At 58.2% G+C, this 15,819-nt stretch carries 14 protein-coding genes; 4 read left to right on the top strand and 10 right to left on the bottom strand.

The window, feature by feature from the left end; all coding sequences use genetic code 11:
• Nucleotides 1-37: 37 nt before the first annotated feature.
• Nucleotides 38-1,477 carry an MFS transporter gene (locus K3169_RS18315; protein ID WP_122397773.1) on the bottom strand — a complete coding sequence of 480 codons (1,440 nt, stop codon included), beginning with the start codon at nt 1,475-1,477 and terminating at the stop codon, nt 38-40.
• Nucleotides 1,478-2,404: 927 nt separating this feature from the next.
• Between K3169_RS18315 and K3169_RS18310 the strand changes: the two genes are divergently transcribed.
• Together K3169_RS18310 and K3169_RS18305 are read left to right on the top strand one after the other, a co-directional pair.
• Nucleotides 2,405-3,712: an Nramp family divalent metal transporter gene (locus tag K3169_RS18310; protein WP_231677850.1), complete on the top strand. Its 1,308-nt coding sequence runs from the start codon at nt 2,405-2,407 to the stop codon at nt 3,710-3,712.
• Nucleotides 3,713-3,860: 148 nt separating this feature from the next.
• The gene (locus K3169_RS18305; RefSeq protein ID WP_263267332.1) at nt 3,861-5,333 is read left to right on the top strand and encodes an MFS transporter; all 1,473 of its coding nucleotides are present in this window, start codon (nt 3,861-3,863) and stop codon (nt 5,331-5,333) included.
• 1 nt (nt 5,334) lies between these two features.
• Here K3169_RS18305 and K3169_RS18300 read toward each other — a convergent pair whose 3' ends face one another.
• Together K3169_RS18300 and K3169_RS18295 are read right to left on the bottom strand one after the other, a co-directional pair.
• On the bottom strand, nt 5,335-5,547 hold the full coding sequence (locus K3169_RS18300) for a hypothetical protein (RefSeq protein ID WP_231667230.1): 213 nt from the start codon (nt 5,545-5,547) through the stop codon (nt 5,335-5,337).
• A gap of 116 nt (nt 5,548-5,663) precedes the next feature.
• Entirely contained in the window at nt 5,664-5,864 is a 201-nt protein-coding gene (locus K3169_RS18295; RefSeq protein ID WP_027900216.1) for a hypothetical protein, read from the bottom strand.
• 191 nt (nt 5,865-6,055) lie between these two features.
• Between K3169_RS18295 and K3169_RS18290 the strand changes: the two genes are divergently transcribed.
• Nucleotides 6,056-6,643 (top strand): LysE family translocator, encoded by a 588-nt coding sequence (locus K3169_RS18290; protein ID WP_164581481.1) that lies wholly within the window; start codon nt 6,056-6,058, stop codon nt 6,641-6,643.
• A 4-nt stretch (nt 6,644-6,647) separates the two neighbouring features.
• Here the strand turns inward: K3169_RS18290 and K3169_RS18285 are convergent, their stop codons facing one another.
• From K3169_RS18285 to K3169_RS18270, 4 genes are all read right to left on the bottom strand, one after another.
• Nucleotides 6,648-7,469 carry an AraC family transcriptional regulator gene (locus K3169_RS18285; RefSeq protein ID WP_263267331.1) on the bottom strand — a complete coding sequence of 274 codons (822 nt, stop codon included), beginning with the start codon at nt 7,467-7,469 and terminating at the stop codon, nt 6,648-6,650.
• 217 nt (nt 7,470-7,686) lie between these two features.
• A complete protein-coding gene (locus K3169_RS18280) occupies nt 7,687-9,117 on the bottom strand; it encodes a PLP-dependent aminotransferase family protein (protein WP_263267330.1) in 1,431 nt (476 codons plus the stop codon).
• 425 nt (nt 9,118-9,542) lie between these two features.
• The gene (locus K3169_RS18275; protein WP_027900212.1) at nt 9,543-9,854 is read right to left on the bottom strand and encodes an RcnB family protein; all 312 of its coding nucleotides are present in this window, start codon (nt 9,852-9,854) and stop codon (nt 9,543-9,545) included.
• Nucleotides 9,855-10,011: 157 nt separating this feature from the next.
• Nucleotides 10,012-10,869: an SDR family oxidoreductase gene (locus K3169_RS18270; protein ID WP_231677843.1), complete on the bottom strand. Its 858-nt coding sequence runs from the start codon at nt 10,867-10,869 to the stop codon at nt 10,012-10,014.
• A gap of 85 nt (nt 10,870-10,954) precedes the next feature.
• Between K3169_RS18270 and K3169_RS18265 the strand changes: the two genes are divergently transcribed.
• Complete coding sequence (locus tag K3169_RS18265; RefSeq protein WP_231677844.1) at nt 10,955-11,371, top strand: winged helix-turn-helix transcriptional regulator; 417 nt, start codon at nt 10,955-10,957, stop codon at nt 11,369-11,371.
• A 416-nt stretch (nt 11,372-11,787) separates the two neighbouring features.
• Here K3169_RS18265 and K3169_RS18260 read toward each other — a convergent pair whose 3' ends face one another.
• Genes K3169_RS18260 through K3169_RS18250 form a run of 3 tightly spaced genes read right to left on the bottom strand, consistent with a single transcriptional unit; the run spans nt 11,788 to nt 15,529 of the window.
• Nucleotides 11,788-13,014 carry a c-type cytochrome gene (locus K3169_RS18260; protein ID WP_099269965.1) on the bottom strand — a complete coding sequence of 409 codons (1,227 nt, stop codon included), beginning with the start codon at nt 13,012-13,014 and terminating at the stop codon, nt 11,788-11,790.
• Nucleotides 13,011-14,774, bottom strand: a complete 1,764-nt coding sequence (locus K3169_RS18255; RefSeq protein WP_263267329.1) for a GMC family oxidoreductase — start codon at nt 14,772-14,774, stop codon at nt 13,011-13,013. Before K3169_RS18255 ends, K3169_RS18260 begins: the two co-directional genes overlap by 4 nt.
• A 5-nt stretch (nt 14,775-14,779) precedes the next feature.
• The gene (locus tag K3169_RS18250) at nt 14,780-15,529 is read right to left on the bottom strand and encodes a gluconate 2-dehydrogenase subunit 3 family protein (protein WP_231677847.1); all 750 of its coding nucleotides are present in this window, start codon (nt 15,527-15,529) and stop codon (nt 14,780-14,782) included.
• Nucleotides 15,530-15,819: the final 290 nt, after the last annotated feature.

Raw genomic sequence — 15,819 nt, 5'->3', positions numbered from 1 at the left:
GTGCGCCTGCAATGGGCGCACCCTGTGGCCGCTGGAATCATCGGTGTGCAATGTTCTCCAGCGCCAGATTGCGGGTTTTCGGTCCGAACCTGCCAATGGTAATGATCACAATCAACATGCTGCTGACGATGAACGCCAGAACCCCCGGCGTGCCGAATTGATCGAGAAAGAAACCGATCAACAAGCTGCTGAATACTGTCGACAGACGGCTGAATGAATAGCAGAAACCTACGGCGCGGGCACGAATGTTGGTGGGAAACAATTCCCCTTGATACGAGTGATAGCTGAAGCTCAGCCATGCATTGCAGAAGGTGATCATCACCCCGCAAAAGACCAACCCTGCCGCTGAAGTCTGAAAGGCGAACAGGGTGCCGAAAATCATCGATCCCAATGCTGAACCGACGATCTGCCATTTGTTTTCGAAACGGTTGGCGAACCTGACAAACAGCAGCGGGCCCAGCGGATAGGCGAGGGTGATGATGAATGCGTAACCCAGACTATGAGTGACGCTGACGCCCTGACCGGACAGTAACGCCGGTAACCAGTTGCCGAAGCCGAAGAAGCCGATGGCCTGGAAGACATGGAACACGATCAGCATCAACGCGCGACGACGATAAGGCGGCTGCCAGATGTCGGCGAAGCGGCCTTTGCCCGAGACGGCAACCACTTCGGGTTCCGGGACGTCCAGTGGCTTGCCATGGTCGCGCTCACAGCGTGCTTCGATGTCATCCATGATGCGTTCGGCTTCGTCAAAGCGCCCGTGTTGCGCCAGCCAGCGCGGCGACTCTGGCAAACGTGAGCGCAGCCACCAGATAAACAACGCAAACACCGCGCTGGCGAGCACGACCCAGCGCCAGCCGGAGATGCCGAACGGCGCTTGCGGCACCAGCCACCATGACATCAGCGCAACAGCGGGCACCGATAGAAACTGGATAAAGAAGGCAAATGCGAATGCCGAGCTGCGCATGCGTTTTGGCACCAGTTCTGACAGGTAAGCGTCGATGGTGACCAACTCGATCCCCAGACCAATCCCCACCAGAAACCGCATGCAGATAATGCCCAGTGCATCGGTCTGAATGCCCATCAATACGGTAGCGATGGTGTACCAGATCAACGCGAAGGTAAAAATCGCCCGACGACCAAATCGGTCAGCGATGGGGCTCAGCAGGCTGGCCCCCAGAAACAGGCCCAGAAAAGTCGCCGAGGCAAACGCAGCCTGATCGGAAAAGCCAAATACCCCTTGGGCACCCGTGGCAAAAATACCATCGCGCAGTAGGCCTGGGCTGATGTAAGCCGTCTGAAACAGATCATAAAGCTCGAAAAAACCACCGATAGACAGCAGCGCTACCAGTTTCCAGACGGTAGCAACGGCGGGCAGACGGTCTATTCGAGCTGAGATCTGAGCGGCCCGGACCGGATCGGGACCGTCGACATTCGCATCGCCCGCCGAAGAGCTGGCGATAGTGGGGGAGGACATACGCAGGCTTCCATTTATTTTTGATGGATTATGGTAGCGGTTTTACAATTTGTAATGTTTGTCGGTTTTGGCTTGGTTTGGATTTTATTTGGTGGAAAATTGCTGGAAAGTTTAGTTTTTTGGTTTTTTAGACTTATTTGTAGAGGTTGTCAGCTTGAATAAAGGCTTTGCAGATCATCCCGGAACCACCAGTTAGAACGCAGAACAGTGGGCCTGCGATTGGGTTTACAGATTATCGCGGGCAAGCCCGGCTCCCACAGGTCCTGAGCTGTCCTTCAGATTTGCGTAGATTCTGTGGGAGCGTGGCTTGCCCGCGAAGAACGATGACGCTGAGCACCTGATTTGCCCGGTCGGCTGATTCGCGGGCAAGCCCGGCTCCCACAGGTCCTGAGCAGTCCTTCAGATTTGCGTAGATTCTGTGGGAGCGTGGCTTGCCCGCGAAGAACGATAACGCTGAGCACCTGATTTGCCCGGTCGGCTGATTCGCGGGCAAGCCCGGCTCCCACAGGTCCTGAGATGTCCTTCAGATTTGCGTAGATCCTGTTGGAGCGTGGCTTGCCCGCGAAGAACGATAACGCTGAGCACCTGATTTGCCCGGTCGGCTGATTCGCTGGCAAGCCCGGCTCCCACAGGTCCTGAGCTGTCCTTCAGATTTGCGTAGATTCTGTGGGAGCGTGGCTTGCCCGCGAAGAACGATAACGCTGAGCACCTGATTTGCCCGGTCGGCTGATTCGCGGGCAAGCCCGGCTCCCACAGGTCCTGAGATGTCCTTCAGATTTGCGTAGATCCTGTTGGAGCGTGGCTTGCCCGCGAAGAACGATAACGCTGTGCACCTGATCTACTAGGTCGGCTGTATCAAGATGTGTCACGAATCTTTAATATTGGATTTCCGCTCCGCTTCCAGTCTGGTTCCTTGTGAAGTTCAAACTGCCCACTACTGCCACCGCTCCGTTTTGCCCATCGGCTGTCACTGACAGCGTTGCCATTCCGGCCAATGCCTCCCTGGCGCGCAAGCTGCTGCTGTTCCTTGGCCCTGGCCTGCTGGTTTCCATTGGCTACATGGACCCCGGCAATTGGGCCACGGCCATCGAGGCGGGGTCGCGCTTTGGTTATGCGCTGTTGTTCGTGGTGGTGCTGGCGAGTCTGTCAGGCATGGTCTTGCAGAATCTATGCTCGCGATTGGGCATCGCCACCGGTCGAGACCTGGCGCAGTTATCCGCTTCGCGTTACAGCCCTGGTGTCGCCAAAGGGCAGTGGCTGCTGGCCGAGCTGTCGATTCTCGCCACTGACCTGGCTGAAGTGCTGGGCGCGGCCCTGGCGTTTCATCTCCTGCTAGGCGTGTCGATTACGACCGGTGTCGTCCTCACCGCTTTCGACACCGTGATCGTGCTGGCGCTGCAAGGTGCCAATTTCCGCCGACTGGAAGCCATCGTCCTGGGCTTGATCGCCACGATCGGGGCGTGTTTCACGGTAGAACTGGTGCTGATCAAACCGTTCTGGCCGGACGTCGCCGCAGGCCTGAAGCCCACCTGGGACGTACTGAGCAATCAGGAGCCGCTGTACCTGGCCATCGGTATTCTCGGCGCGACGGTCATGCCTCATAACCTTTACCTGCATTCGTCACTGGTGCAGACAAGGGTCAACGGTGACGATAACGCCAGCAAAGCCAGCGCAATCAAATTCGCGCGGCTGGACACCATTGCGTCCTTGAGTCTGGCGCTGTTGATCAACGCCGCGATCCTGATTCTCGCAGCGGCCGCGTTCCACAAGAGCGGGCACACCGATGTGGTGGAAATTCAGGACGCTTACCACCTGCTGGATCCTCTGGTGGGCGGTGCGGTGGCCAGCGTTTTGTTTGGCATTGCATTGTTGGCGGCGGGGCAGAGCTCGACGTTCACCGGCACCATCGCCGGGCAAGTCGTGCTTGAAGGCTTTCTGCAGGCGAAGATCCCGTGCTGGCAGCGTCGCTTGATTACCCGCGGTCTGGCTTTGATCCCGGCCTTGGCCGGGGTGATCTGGCTGGGCGACGGCGCGGTGGGCAAGATGCTGGTGCTCAGCCAGGTTGTGCTCAGCCTGCAACTTCCGTTCGCCCTGTGGCCGCTGATCCGCTTTACCAGTGACCGGCAATTGATGGGGCCCTTCGTCAATAGTCGTTTGGTGAAGATTGCGGCGTGGGGCCTGTTCGGCTTGATCTCGGCCGCGAATCTGACGTTGATGTGGTTCTGGGTGAGTTGATAAAAGGGCTGAACTTTTATCCTGTAGGAGCTGCCGAAGGCTGCGAAAGCGTTATATCTGACACACCCTCTTCGCAGCCTTCGGCAGCTCCTACAATGACCTTGCTGATTGCGAATTGCCCTGTGTACTCCTAAAAATGGAGCGGCTATTGAGCAGCACAGCTTCACTGACGCCTCCTGATGCAAGCCGCCAAGGCCAGATCTTCGAGACCGATCTCCCGGCACGGCTGGATCGTTTGCCTTGGGGCCGGTTTCATACCCTTCTGGTGTTCGCCCTCGGCATCACCTGGCTGCTCGACGGTCTTGAAGTGACCCTGGCAGGTTCGGTGTCCGGCGCGCTGAAAAGCAGTCCGGCGCTGCAGATGTCCAACAGCGACATCGGACTGGCAGGGGCTGTGTACATTGCCGGGGCGGTACTGGGCGCGCTGTTGTTCGGCTGGCTGACGGACCGTCTGGGGCGACGCAAACTGTTCTTCATTACCTTGCTGCTGTATGTCGGTGCCACGGCGGCAACTGCGTTCTCATTCAGTCTGGGCAGCTTCCTGCTGTTCCGTTTTCTTACGGGGATGGGGATTGGCGGGGAGTACACCGCAATCAATTCGACGATCCAGGAATTCACCCCGGCTCGCTATCGGGGCTGGGTCGATCTGACCATCAACGGCACGTTCTGGCTTGGTGCAGCGTTGGGCGCGGGTGGCTCGATCATATTGCTGGATCCGCAGTGGGTAGGCGGCGACCTCGGTTGGCGACTCTGTTTCGGGATAGGCGCGGCATTGGGTCTGCTGATTTTGTTCATGCGCCTGTGGTTGCCGGAAAGTCCGCGCTGGCTGTTGATTCACGGGCAAACCGCAGAGGCGACACGCATTGTTGAGCAGATCGAGAACCGGCTTCGCGCTCAAGGCCACGAACTTGCGCCGTTAACGGGTAAGCCTTTGCGGCTGCACGCCCGGAATCACACGCCCATCAGGGAAATCTTCCACACCCTGTTTGTCAGCTTCCGCCAGCGAGCCTTGGTGGGCATGACGTTGCTCACCGCTCAGGCGTTTTTCTATAACGCGATTTTTTTCACCTACGCGCTGGTGCTCACCGATTTCTACAACGTGCCCGCCGAGCAAGTCGGCTGGTACGTATTGCCGCTCGCGCTGGGTAATTTCTGCGGTCCGCTGTTGCTGGGGCGGCTGTTCGATGTGATAGGCCGGCGAGTGATGATCAGCCTGACTTACGCAGTGTCTGGTGTGTTACTGGCCATCAGCGGCTATCTGTTCCAGCAGGGTTTGCTCGACGTCACCCAGCAAGCGGTGGCCTGGATGGTGATTTTCTTTTTCGCTTCGGCGGCGGCGAGTTCGGCGTATCTGACCGTGGCGGAAACCTTCCCGCTGGAGATTCGCGCACTCGCGATCGCGGTGTTTTACGCGTTCGGCACCGGCCTGGGCGGGATCATCGGACCGACGCTGTTTGGTGAGCTGATTCAGACTCAGGACCGCAGCAACGTGTTGATCGGCTACCTGATTGGCGCAGCGTTGATGCTGATTGCCGCGGGAGTGCAGGCTATCTGGGGCGTCGCGGCGGAGCGCAAGTCGCTGGAGGATGTTGCCCGGCCGTTATCCCAGGCCAAAGACTGAATCAGCAATCGAGGCGCTGGGCGACGTCGCGCAAGTCTTCTACCGACGCTTGCAGCTTGTCGATCTGTTGGCCAACTTCGTTTGCATCCCGGGCGTGAACGGAATGCTGCATATACAGCAAATGCCCGGATAAATGCTGGGACACACCTTCGAGATCGTTGGCAGTAGTCTGCAGATCGCTCTGGATGTTTTTCAGGTCTTCGATTTTCAACATGGACTCCGGAAGTCAGGGGCCGAATGGCATTGACGTCCAGGTCAAGGTCAACCATCAAAGTAGAAAGATGGCTAATTGATATATTGCGCAATTTTGCAGCATTTGTCGCGTGCTTTTTATTCGTCTTCCAGATCGGACTCGGAATAGGAGTCCAACAGTGCAGCCAGTGCCAGAGTGCGTTGCAGGCCCGTCGTGGTTTGCATGATTTGAGCGACGGCTTCAATGGCCGCCGCTTTGGCTTGTTCGCGCTCTGCTTCTGTGTTGTTGGGCGTCGCGTCCTGAGCTGCGGCGATGATCGATTCTTCAAAACTGTTCATGGGTTGCGCTCTGCAAATGAAGGCACCTGACGGCTGGCTTGTATTGGCCGCCTGTCCAATGCGGCTCATTCTGCCTGATTCCTGCCGCGAGAGTCAGTGGGCACCGCGCAGTGGGTGATTTTATTCAATACGCCGTAGAGACCGACCCTTACCTTGATCACGTCATTTCAGATCAAGTTGAAGGTATTCAAATGAGTGTGTTGGTGTCCATGGCAGCCTTTGCGCTGGCGTCTTCAATCACCCCGGGGCCGGTAAATATCGTGGCATTGAGTTCGGGGGCGCGTTACGGCCTGGGCTCGGCGCTGCTGCACGTCACCGGTGCCACCCTGGGGTTCACGCTGCTGTTGATCCTGATCGGTTTCGGCCTGCATGAAACGCTGCTGCATTTGCCTTTTCTGACCCTGGCAATCAAGTGGGCCGGGGTGGCTTTTTTACTTTATATGGCCTGGAAGCTGGCCCTGGATAACGGGCAACTGGATGTAGAGCGCGAAGGTGACAAGCCGTCGATGCTGGTGGGGGCGGTTATGCAGTGGCTGAATCCCAAGGCGTGGCTGGCGTGTATTGCCGGGATGGGAGCCTTCGTTGCCAGTGGCGAAACGCGGCTGATCTGGCAGTTCGCGGCGATCTATTTCGTGATCTGCTATTTGTCTTTGGCGTGCTGGGCGTTTGCCGGGACCTTCCTGCGTCAGTACTTGAAAAGTGCGTTGGGCATTCGCGTCTTCAACCGCAGCATGGCGCTGTTGCTGGTGGGCTGCGCTGTGTACTTGATGGCGTACTGATCGGTTATTGCAGGCGATATTGCCCTGGCGTCGCGGCCAGATGCTTCTTGAATGCCCGTTGAAAGTGCGCCTGATCGGCAAAGCCCAGTTCGTGAGCCACGTCAGCAATCAGGCTGCCGTTTTTGAGTTGCGTGCGAGCGTGCTGGATGCGGCGGTTGATCAGGTACGCGTGGGGCGTCATGTGGTAACGCTGTTCGAAAGCGCGGATCAGGTACGAACCGGACAAACTGGCTGCGTTACACATGTCGTCAAGCGTAATGGGCTGTTTGAAATTGTCATTGATGTACTGCGCCGCACGTTCGACCCGCTGCGTTGCCAGCTCCGGGCGAATAGATAGGCTGCCCAGGGCTTGCTGCATCTGGCTGAAGAACGCGATGGCGGTGCATTGCTTGTGCAGAACCTCAGCCTGATCGTCGATCAGCGTGGCATAGAGGTTATTCAGGCCCCTGAACAGGCCTGGCGAAGTGCTGTGGGTTTGTGCAATTGGCTGGAAATCATGGTTTCCATCCAGACCCAGTTCATGTTGCAGGCCGGTGAGCCATTGGGTATCGACGTACAACATCAGGTATGACCAATGCTGATCGGCAATGGGATTGCAGGCATGAACGTCGCCAGGATTCATCAGCACCACCGTGCCCGCGCCCACGTGCTGGCGGCTTTTCTCGTGCAGGTATGTGCTTTGCCCGGCGGTGATCGCCCCGATGGAAAACACTTCATGGGAATGCTTGGCATAACACAGCTTGCGCCCATCGCCCACCGAACGCGCCTCGATGAAAGGCAACTGCTCGTCACGCCAGAAGTAGGGCGCTTGTGGTTGTGGGTTCATGGGGTGTTGATCTCTTCAGAAGTTTTGATCAGCCGGTTGGAACGGCTCCGTGTCCACGACGCCGCGCTGCATCGCGCCAAAGCCATCGCGGACTCGCGGTGCTCGTGCGCTCCTACAGAAAAACACTCAGGTTCAAATACCGTCTCATGTTCGGTAAGAGCATAACAGCGCGTGCGTCTCCCGAGAGTAGCGCATCGCCACGTATCTTTGCCAACACTCAAAACGTCTGCAGCAAATCCCGCAACCGGTCCAGCGCCGGGTCGATGTCCAGGGTTTCGATGGCACCAAAGCCCAGATAGATTCCGGCGCGATCAGGTGTGGACTGGTAATACGGCGCCAGTGAATAGATGCCGACGTCATGCTGGCGAGCCTGTCTGATGAGCCGCTCGACATCCAGTGGCACCTTGCACCACAGCGCCATGTGAAAGCCTGCCGTGGCCGGAATGGCTTCAAACCATGGCGCGAGATCAGTCTTGAGACGCTCAAGAATACGTTGCCGACGCCCGACATAGACACCGTGGCAGCGACGAATATGTTTTTGCAGTAAACCGTCGTCGATAAACTTGGCCAGCGCCCATTGATTCAGCGTGCTGGTGTGCCAGTCGGTCAATTGCCGGGCCTTGATCACGGCTGCATGAATGGCGCTGGGTAATACGGCGTAACCCAGCCGCAGCTCCGGCAGCAGAGTCTTCGAGAACGTCCCGACATAGGCGACGATGCCGTGACGGTCCATGCTTTGCAATGAATCGGTGGGCTGGCCCTCGTAGCGGAATTCGCTGTCGTAGTCGTCCTCAATGATGATCGCGCCGATACGTCGCGCCTTATCCAGCAACGCCTGACGACGGGACATGCTCATGGGCATGCCCAATGGCATCTGATGCGAGGGCGTGACGTAGATAAAGCGTGCGTCATCCGGTATCGCGTCCACCTGCAGGCCGAGTGCGTCCACCGGAACGCCAACCACCCTTGCGCCTTGGGCGGAGAATAATAGACGGGCCGGTCTATAACCCGGCTCTTCCATGGCGACGCAACAACCGGGCTCGGTCAGGACCCGGCAAATAAGGTCCAGCGCCTGTTGCGCGCCGTTACACACAACAACGTCATCCGCCATGCAGCGCACGCCCCGGGCGAAAGCGATGTGCCCGGCAATGGCCTTGCGCAGAACCTCCAGTCCTTGTGTTTGGCTGTACAGGCCGGGTGTTTTGGCCAGTTGCCGCAAGGCATGCTGAATACAGCGTCGCCATTCACCAGCGGGAAAATGACTGTGGCTGACCGCGCCGCCAATGAAGTCGCCGCGTCGGGTTTCTTCACCAGTTGGGTGACGCAGGCCCAGCTCCAGGTTCTGCCATTTCTCCAGGACTGCCGCACTGGCCAGATCGCAGGTTTCCTGCTGGCGAGACTGGGCGGTCGCCAGGCTGTTGACGAAGGTGCCGCTGCCCCTTTTGCCGACCAGGAAGTTCTCGTAGGTCAGGCGTGAATAAGCATCGGAGATGGTTTTGCGTGATACACCCAGTTGTACGGCCAACAAACGGCTGGGCGGTAACTGCACACCGGAGGCGAGCCGACCTGACTCGATGTTGTGACGCAATTGGTCGTAGAGCTGGTTCGCCAGGTCCTTGCGGCCTTTGATGACAATGTGCAGTTCCATCGCTTGCTCCGGGCCCACCGCGACGCACGGTTTGAAAGGCCGCTGATTCTTTCAGGGCGCGCCGGGTTCGGCAATCAGCTTTGGTAGAAGTGTTTCAAAGGCAGGAGGTATTGAGCATGCTGCTGGAAGAGGGGTTGAGTGATGTGTGCGCGAAATTGTTGTAGGAGCTGCCGAAGGCTGCGATAGCGGTTTATCAGACACATCGCTTCTCAGCCTTCGGCGGCTCTCGTCTAGCAAAAATAACTATTTGAATTCAGCTACTTTTTTGCAGGAGTGAGCTTGCTCGCGATAGCGTTTGGTCAGGCGATAGTTTCTCATCAGTTCGACCGCCATCGCGAGCAAGCTCACTCCTACAGGATCCAGTGTTTGCCGCGAGACAGCGCGGTGTCACGCACACCGGGGCCACTCCTGCAATTCAAGTGCTCTTACTTCTTCTTCACCGGCACGATTTCGGTAATCTGCCCGTTGGTGAGCTGTACCTGCACATATTTATCGTTGATCTGCACCCACTGGGATTCTTTGGCGGGCTCTTTCAGTCCGCGCTTGCTCCAGTCCTTCAGGCCTTCTTCAGGGCGGCGGAATTTTTCCGGGGCGCGAGAGCCGAGTTCCAGTTCATGCATGTTGTCCTTGGACTTCTCGATGGTCGGCTCTGGGGCGTCGGCGGCCTGGACGGACAGGCTGGTCAGAGACACACAGCCAAGAATTGCCAGACAAGCGACGAGTGATTTGCTCTTCATATACAGCTCCTAGGGCTCAGTGCGTAATGCTCTGTTCGTAGCTCTAGGACAACCGTCGAAAAAAATCATTCGGTTTGATTGTTCGGTGATGGCCGTTGGGGTAACCGATCCGTGAACCAGTGCTCGCCCTGACGGCGCAGGGCGAGCCTCTGTGTCGTCAGTTCTTCAATGTTTCGGCGACGGTGATGGCGAGCGGCGTAGTCGGGCGGCCGATCAGCGCGCTTAGCTGCCGACGGGCATCGAATAGCGCACCCTTAGCGGCGGCTGCATCCGAATCCGAGAGCAGATCAGCAACAAAGCCTGGCAGGCCTGCCTGAACCAGTGCGGCCTGGAAATCAGCCTGTGGCAAGTCTGTATAAGGCACGGTCTTGCCTGCCTGCTTTGATACTTCAGCGGCAAAGTCGCTTAGCGTGTAGGAGTCGTCACCGGCCAGCTCATAGACTCTACCGGCCTGATCCTCAGCGGAGGTCAGCACCGCGACGGCTGCGTCTGCGTAATCGGCCCGCGCTGCCGAGCTGATACGGCCATCGGCAGCACTGCCAAACACTGCGCCATGTTCCAGCGCAGCAGGAATACCCGCCGCGTAGTTCTCCGTGTACCAGCCGTTGCGCAGCAGCACGAAAGGCACGCCGGACTTTTGCAGTGCGGCTTCGGTCTGACGGTGTTCTTCCGCCAGGCCCAGCAGTGAAGTGTCGGCATTCAGGACGCTGGTATAAGCCAGCAGCTTGACGTTGGCGCGTTTTGCCGCGTCGATGACTGCTTGATGCTGGGCGGTACGCTGGCCCACTTCGCTGGATGAAATCAGCAGGATTTTCTCGGCGCCTTTGAATGCGCTGTCCAGGGTCGAGGCTTGTGAGTAATCCGCGTGACGCACCTGCACGCCCAATGCAGCGAGGTCGGCAGCTTTTTCCGGGCTGCGCACGGCCGCAATGATTTGTCCTGCAGGAACGCTGGCCAACAGCTTTTCAATCACGAGACGGCCCAATTGACCGGTTGCTCCAGTAATGACGTACATGCTCGGTTCCTTGACTGTATTAAGGGAAGCCAGAGCATAAACATGATGCTAACCTTTCGTAAGTACGTACAAAAAGGTAAGTGTCATGAGTGGATCAGAGCAGCAAAGCCGTTCATTGCTCGCAGCAGTGATGGAAGCGCGGGCGGGCGAGTTGATGGCGGCTGATTGTCCGTCACGAATCGTGCTCAATCACGTTTGCAGTCGCTGGGGTGTATTGGTGTTGGTAGTACTGCGCAGCGGCATGCACCGCTTCAGTGAACTACGCCGCAAGATTGGCGGCGTGAGCGAGAAAATGCTTTCGCAGACGTTACAGCATCTGGAGGGTGATGGTTTCGTTGAGCGCAAAGCGTTGCCGGTTGTGCCGCCTCACGTGGAGTACCGCCTGACGCCTATGGGTGAAGAAGTGGCGCAGCAGGTCGAAAGTCTGGCGAACTGGATCGAGCATAATCTGCCGCGCATCATGGCGGCGCGAGAGGAAATGGATTCAGCCAGATTGACCTGAGTACTGTTTGATGTGGCAGTAACTTGTGGGAGCCGAGCTTGCTCGCGATAAACGATAACGCGGTATGTCGTCTAGCTGCGTCTTATGCATCGCGAGCAAGCTCTGCTCCCACAGGATCTGCGGAACTCCTTGAGCTTCACTCGGGCAAAAGGCGACATGACGAGGCCGGGCAGCATCATGGCGGTGCGAGAGGAAGTGGATTCAGCCAGATTGACCTGAGTACTGTTTGATGTGGCAGTAACTTGTGGGAGCCGAGCTTGGTCGCGATAAACGATAACGCGGTATGTCGTCTAGCAGCATCTTATGCATCGCGGGCAAGCCTCGCTCCCACAGGATCTGCGCCATCCCTTGAGCTTCACCCGGGCAAAAAAATGCCCGGCGACATGAAGAGGCCGGGCAAAGGGGAGGTGAATCGTTTATTTCGGTTGCAGCGCCTCGCGGACGGCTTTCACGTCTGCACTGGATACGGCAGGAGCGGCGTTGCCCCAACTGTTGCGCACGTAGGTCAGCACGTTGGCGACATTGTCATCGGACAGTGCCCAGCCCAGTGCAGGCATCGCCGGTGCGGTGGGCGCAGCATCGGTGGCTCCGGCACGACTGCCTGCCAGCACCACGCGAATCATCGACGACGGGTCAGCGCTGTTGACCAATGGTGCCATGGCCAGTTTAGGGAACAGGTTTTCTGTACCTTCGCCATTGCCTACGTGGCACGCTGAGCAACGGTCGGCATAGATGGTTTTGCCTGCGACCATGGCCGGGTCTTTCGCGTCCAGCGCCTTGGGTGGTTCAGCCGGTTTCGCGCCGTCCTTGAGGTACACCGCCACAGCCATGAGGTCGGTGTCCTTCCAGTGCTGCGAAGAATGCTCGACTTCTTCGGCCATAGGACCTGAGGCAATGTCGAAGCGGTTGGCGCCGGTCTTCAGGTACTTGACGATGTCTTCTTCGGTCCACTTGCCAATGCCGCTGTGGGCGTCGGCGGTGATGTTCGGCGCGACCCAGTTCTGCAGGTTGGCACCGGTCAGGAACTGATCGTTCTTGTCGCCCCCGGTCAGGCCTTTGGGCGTGTGGCACGTGCCGCAATGGCCGAGACCTTCCACCAGATAAGCGCCGCGGTTCCACTGTTCGGACTTCTGTGGGTTGGCTTTGAATTCGCCTTCCTTGAAGTTCATCAGGTTCCACGCCAGCAAGCTGGTGCGCACATTGAACGGGAAGGGCAACTGGTTGGTTTCAACCTTGTTGTCCACCGCATCCAGCGTTTGCAGGTAGGCCCAGATCGCTTGGTTATCCTGACGGGTGACCTTGGTGTACGCGGTGTACGGCATTGCCCCATATAGGCGCTTGCCGTCCAGGCCGTGACCTTTGGACATGGCGTTCTGGAAATCGTCGAAGGTCCAGCGGCCAATACCCGTGACCGGGTCAGGCGTGATATTCGCCCCCAACAGTTTGCCGAACGGCGTATCCAGCACCACGCCACCGGAGAATGCCGGTTTGCCAGGCAATGTGTGGCAAGCGGTACAGTCGCCCAAAGTGGTCAGATAACGGCCTTGTTCCACCAGGTTGTACGAGTCGGCACCGGTGGCAGCGTGTGCGACGTTGAGGGTCAGACCCAATACGCCCACACAGACAGAGAGAAGAGTCTTCATGCCGGGATCATCTCCCCTGGGCGTTTCAAATATCGGGTACGAATCGCATCGGCGGCCTTGAAGGCCAGCGCTGCCACGGTGCCGGTGGGGTTGTAGCCGGGGTTCTGCGGGAAGGCCGACGAACCGACCACAAACAGGTTCGGTACATCCCAGACCTGCAGGTGTTTGTTCACCGAACTGGTTTTCGGATCAGCGCCCATGATGAAACCGCCAACGATGTGCGAGGACTGATAGGGCGAGCTGTTCCAGTGCCCGGTCTGGGCGCTGTCGACCATTTGCACAGGGTTCATGCTCTTGGCGATCTCGTGGACCTTGCCGGTTACGTACGCGGCCATCTTGCGATCGTTTTCCGGGAAGTCGAAGGTGATACGCAGCAGTGGCCGCCCCAGCGGGTCCTTGTAGGTCGGGTCCAGCGACAGGTAGTTGCCACGGATCGAATAGCTGCTGGCTTCACAGCCGATGGACATGCTGTTGGCGTAGTTCTTGACGGTCGCCTGCTTCCATTCCGAACCCCAGGTCGGGGTGCCGGGTGGCACCGGGCGTGATTCGATGGGCGCTGCGCCAATAGGGGTTACCCGAGTGCTGCCGCCGCCGACGAAGCCCAGACCGGAGTGGTCGAAGTTGTCGTTGTTGAATTCGTCGATGCCCATGCCAATGGCGCCGCCACCGATGAACGGGTTGAAGTTCTTGTCATCGAAGAACAGACGCACGTTGTTGGCAGTCTGGTAAGCATAGTTGCGGCCGGTAGTACCGGTGTTGGTCACCGGGTCGTAAGGCTTGCCAACGCCGGACAGCAGCATCAGACGGACGTTTTCAAAGATGAACGCGCTGATCACCACCAGATCGGCAGGTTGCTCGAACTCATCGCCATTGGCATCGACAAAGATGATCCCGGTGGCGCGCTTGCCGGTGCTGTCCATGGTCACGCGCAGCACTTCACAATTGGTCTTGGCGGTGAAGTTAGGCTTGCGAATCAGCACCGGCAGTACCGTGGTGATCGCACTGGCCTTGGAGTAGTTGGCACAGCCGTAGTTGGTGCAGAAGCCACAGAAGGTGCAGGCGCCCATGGTTACGCCCAACGAGTTGGTGTAAGCCCGGGAAACCAGTGCCGAGGGCACGGGGAAGGGCTTGTAACCCAGATTCTTCGCCGCTTCGGCGAACAATACCGGCGCGTAGGTCTGCTCGGTCGGCGGGTTCGGATATTCTTCCGAACGCGCACCTTCGAAGGTATTGCCGCCTTCCTGAATCACGCCCTTGATGTTGCCAGCCTTGCCGGAAACCCCGGCCAGACGGTCGAACTTGGTGTAGAACGGCTCCATCTCTTCCCAGTCAGTGCCCCAGTCCTGCAGGGTCAACTCGGCGGGCAGCTCTTTGCCGTAACGCTCGGTCAGGTGGCTGTGCAGGCGAAACTCTTCAGGCTGAAAGCGAAAGGCAATCCCAGCCCAGTGGTTGCCTGCGCCGCCAGTCCCGTTACCAGGGTGAAAAGAACCCCAGCTGCGCATAGGCAAGGCTGTTTCCGTGACGTTGTTGCGGATGGTGCAGGTGTTCTGTTTGGTACGCAGCATCAGATCCTGACGCCGCGCGTAGCGCAATTCGTCAGTGGCGGAGGCGATGTTGAAATCGGCCGCCGTATCGCGCCACGGGCCGCGTTCGAAGCCAATGACGCTCAAGCCTTCATCGGCGAGTTCGTTGGCGATGATAGATCCGGCCCAGCCGAGTCCGACAACCACCACATCGGTGGAAGGTAGTTTTCTAGCCATGTCGATTAACCCTTCTTTTGCCAGGCGGAGCTGCCGATGATCGATATCGGTGTGAGGTCGAGTTTCTGGTTATGCCGACCGATGTAATCGCGGTAGTCATAACGGGCACCGGGAAAGCCGATCATTTTCCACGACACCATGTCGCGGTTGCCGCCGTAGACGGGGTCGGCAAAGAAGCCTTCCATGGTGTTGCCCAGCACTTGCTGGAAGAACAGCTTCGCGTCGATGCCTTCCAGCTCAATCGAGCCTTTTTCCAGATCGGTCAGGACCTTGTCGCGCTCTTCATTGCTCAGGGCGCTGAAGGTTTTCTGAAACTGCTTCTGGCAGTAGCCGGTCAAGGCGGCGATGCCCAGGCGATAGCGCTCACGGGGCACCAGTGGCGATTGATCACCCTGCATGGGCGTGCCCTTTGCGAACGGGCCCTGCATGTACAGGCGATCAAAGGTACCGTATTCGCCCGCCAATTGACGGTCGATGAATACGGCGCATCCGGCGTCTTTGCCGCTGACGCTGAGGTCATCCGCCGGGATCAGGCGCTCGACAATGGCTTCGACTTCACGGGCTTCTTCGGCGGTGAAGAACTGCCAGCCCGGTGTTTCGTAATGCATCGGGCCGTTGTGATCGAAAGGCACCCATTGCGGCACGCCGGTGAGGGTGGCGGCCTTGGCGCTGGCGGCGGCACCGGCGGCGAGGGTGGTTGCAGAGGACACCAGCAGTTGGCGGCGGGTCAGGCCTTTTGGTGGCAGGTCAGTCATTTTTTTTGAGGCTCCTGCGAACGCATACGACAGGAGCGAGTCCCATCGACAGTTGGCGTGTCGCGGTCAATACACGGTGTTTTGTCCGACTGAGGGACACTGAAAACTCACGTGAGGGTGTGACATTAGGTCTCTGGCAAATCGGTAAGCCCGAAGCGCATGCTAGGCAGGCAAAAGCCAAATTCCGCGATCATCTTTTCCGCACGTCCGCCATGATAGATATGTTGCCAAACGTTGCGCCGCACTCATTTCACAATGGACTGTTGCGCTCTGGGTAATAATCTATCGTT

This window comes from Pseudomonas phytophila (assembly GCF_025643095.1).
GTDB lineage: Bacteria > Pseudomonadota > Gammaproteobacteria > Pseudomonadales > Pseudomonadaceae > Aquipseudomonas > Aquipseudomonas quasicaspiana.
Note: the sequence above shows the minus strand (reverse complement) of the source record. Positions and strands in the feature narration are given on the sequence as shown.